This is a genomic window from Actinomadura logoneensis (assembly GCF_003428695.1).
GTDB lineage: Bacteria > Actinomycetota > Actinomycetes > Streptosporangiales > Streptosporangiaceae > Spirillospora > Spirillospora logoneensis.
Genome location: NZ_QURH01000681.1, coordinates 1 through 2,831 on the forward strand (window position 1 = coordinate 1; position 2,831 = coordinate 2,831).

A 2,831-nucleotide genomic window follows, 5' to 3' on the forward strand; every position below is an offset into this window, starting at 1 on the left:
TGCCCGCCGCACCGCCGCGAGCGCCCGGGACGCGCACGGCGCGGACGCTCCGCGTCGCGGCCCCGGTCGGCCTGGCGGCGGCCCTCGGGTTCTGGCTTGCGGGTCCGCTCGGAGTGGCCGTCGCGGCGGTGTCCGCGCTGGTCGGGGCTCTGCCGCAGTGGTCGGTGCGGCGGGCGGCCCGGACCGTCCGGTCGGCCTGGATCGCCGCGTTCTTCATGCTGGTCGGCGGCGTCTCGGTCGCGGCGGCGGCCTGGCTGAACCGGCACGGCGTCCGGCCCGACCTGCTGCCGCTGCTCCGGGACGTCCTGCCGCAGATCTGCGGGCTGGTCGTGGTCGGCCGCCTCACCGCCGCGCTCACCGCCCCCGAGGCCCCCGACACCTGGCTCGCGGACGGCGCGGCGCTCCAGTGGGCGCCCGCCGCCGCGCAGAGCCCGCCCCCGGAGGGCATGGCCGTCCGGTGGGCGTCGGCCGCCGAGCAGGACCCGCCCTCCGACGACCCCCATCCGGACGAAGCGCGCGGCTAACCCTCGCTGGCCGAACCCGTCCGGGCGCGCCGCCGGGAGGCCAGGCGGGTCCCCAGCTTCCGGACGGGCTCCTCGACCGCGTGGTAGCTGACGGCCGCGACGGCGACGGTCAGGACGAGGCACACGGGGAAGTCGGTCAGCAGGTCGCCGGTGAACGGCGCGTGGTCGGTCAGGTCGAACCACACGAAGATCACCACGAACTGCCAGAGGAAGATCCCGTACGAGACGCGGCCGAGGAACGCCAGCACCGGGTTGCCGAGGACGCGCCGGACGAGCGGGTCGTCCGCCGAGGCCAGCGCCGCCGGGGCGACCAGCAGCAGCGCGACCAGCCCGTACAGGACGACGCTGAACCCGGTCGTCCAGGCGTTGGTCGAGTTCAGCCGGGACAGCCCCGTGACGGGGGTGGACGCGATGACGTAGACGAGCGCGCAGGCCGTCCAGCAGGTCGCGGCGGAGGCGGCGACCGTCCGCGCGAACCGCGCCGCCGCCCCGGACGGGTCCGCGTTCGCCCAGACCGTCACGACGGCCAGCGCCATCCCGCCCCCGAACCATCCGAGGTACTGCGGGAGCAGGCTGCCCCAGTACGGCGGGTCGGGCGTCCGCAGCGCCCCGAGCGCGTAGACGACCGACCCCACCGACATCGCGCCCAGCGCGTACAGCAGCCGCCGCGCCCGGACGTCCACGGACGTGCCGCGCCGCGCCCACCGGTCCAGCAGCAAGGCGAGCAGGGGCAGCGCCACATAGAAGGACGCCTCGACGCACAGGCTCCACATCTGCCCCAGTCCCTTGGGGCCGAGATGGTCCGTCCACCAGGGGTGCGGGTCAAAACCGTAGGTGAGGGTGCCGATGCCGACCATGCTCGGGATGTCCGACAGGTGCTCGCGGCTGTACATGCCGATGGCCACGGCCATGACGACCCAGTACGCGGGCATGAGCCGCAGCAGGCGGCGCCACAGGTAGCCGCCGGTGCCGGGGGACGGGCGCAGGCCGAGCGCCGCCGACGCCCACGGCCGGTACAGCAGCAGCCCGGACAGGACGAAGAAGATGGGGACGCCGATCTCGCCCCGCGACAGCAGCCGCGTCACCGGGGTCGGCGCGCCGGTGAGGTAGCCGGTGCTCGCGGCCACGTGGAACAGCAGCACCATGAGCGCGGCGATGGCCCGCACGCCGTCCAGCGCGTCCTGCCTGCCGGAGACCGCCGGAAGCCGGGAGACGGATGCCGCCGCCGGGGCCGGAGCCGGCGAGGGCGCGGTCGCGGTCACCGCTCGCCCTTCCCGGCGGCGCGGGCGCCCGCGAGCAGCCCCGCCGCCTCGGTCGCCTTCAGCACGAGCACCCCGGCGGCGGCGACGGGGGACTCCCGCAGCGGAAGCCGCCGCAGCGTCCCGCCCCGGCCGAAAGACCGCGCGGTCGGACGGTCCCGGTACGCGGGCAGCCAGCGTCCGTAGTAGCGCCGCTTGCGGTAGGCGGACCGCAGCGTCAGGCGGCCCTCGTCGTGCAGGACGCCCGCGGACGTCCGGCCGATGCGCAGGCCCGTCGCGGCGACCCGGTCGGCGAGGTCCCAGTCCTCGAAGGCGCTGAGGCCCTCGTCGTAGCCGCCGACCTCGGCCAGCGCCGTCCGGCGGAAGACCCGCGCCGCCTCCACGGCCGGGTCGCCCAGGTAGGCGCGCTTCTCCACGGCCCGGACCCGCGCCCAGAAGCCCTGCCCGAACGACTCCTCCGGGATGACCAGGCCGCCGAGCCCGGGGTCCGCGCCGAACGCCCCGGCCGCCTCGGCGGCGACGCCGGGCGCGACGACCATGTCCGAGTCGACGAACGCCACGACGTCCCCGGACGCGGCCCGCCAGCCGAGGTTGCGCTGCGCGCTGCGCTCCGGCCCGCCCGTGAGCACGGTGTCGGCGTACGCGGCGGCGATCGCGGGCGTCCCGTCGGTGGACGCGTTGTCCACCACGACCAGCTCGACCGGCTCGCTCTGCGCGCGGATCGAGGCCAGGCACCGCTCCAGCGTCCGCGCGGAGTCGCGGGTCGGGACGACGACGGTCACACGTGCGGTGCTCAGCGCGACCTCCCGGGGTGGACGTGTCGGAGCAGGCTAGCCCGGATCGTCCCGATTCGGGACTGCCCGGGTCCGTCCTCCGGGACGTCTCCGCCGCTCGCCGCGTGCCCGTCCCCGGTGTCGTCCGGCCAGGGCAGGCGGCGGGGGAGCAGGGACGACAGCGCGGCGGCGGCGAGCAGGGCCGGGACCAGGACGCCCAGCGTCCGCGCCGCCGCGCCGGAAGCGGCAGCCGCCACCGCCACGGCCGCCGCCCC

4 protein-coding genes are annotated in these 2,831 nt (G+C 76.8%); 1 reads left to right on the forward strand and 3 read right to left on the reverse strand.

Features of this window, described 5'->3' with window-relative positions; all coding sequences use genetic code 11:
- On the forward strand, positions 1 to 524 hold a 524-nt coding region (locus tag DZF91_RS40350; protein WP_158588047.1), incomplete at its 5' end, for a hypothetical protein.
- Here the strand turns inward: DZF91_RS40350 and DZF91_RS25585 are convergent.
- The 3 genes from DZF91_RS25585 to DZF91_RS25595 form a co-directional block, all read right to left on the reverse strand.
- Complete coding sequence (locus tag DZF91_RS25585) at positions 521 to 1,786, reverse strand: acyltransferase family protein (RefSeq protein ID WP_117359765.1); 1,266 nt, start codon at positions 1,784 to 1,786, stop codon at positions 521 to 523. The two genes, DZF91_RS40350 and DZF91_RS25585, sit on opposite strands and share 4 nt — an antisense overlap.
- Positions 1,783 to 2,565, reverse strand: coding sequence for a glycosyltransferase family 2 protein (locus DZF91_RS25590; protein ID WP_235834553.1), 783 nt, complete (start codon positions 2,563 to 2,565; stop codon positions 1,783 to 1,785). Before DZF91_RS25590 ends, DZF91_RS25585 begins: the two co-directional genes overlap by 4 nt.
- 11 nt (positions 2,566 to 2,576) lie before the next feature.
- Positions 2,577 to 2,831 (reverse strand): hypothetical protein (locus DZF91_RS25595; RefSeq protein ID WP_207661902.1); only part of this gene is annotated, 255 nt, incomplete at its 5' end.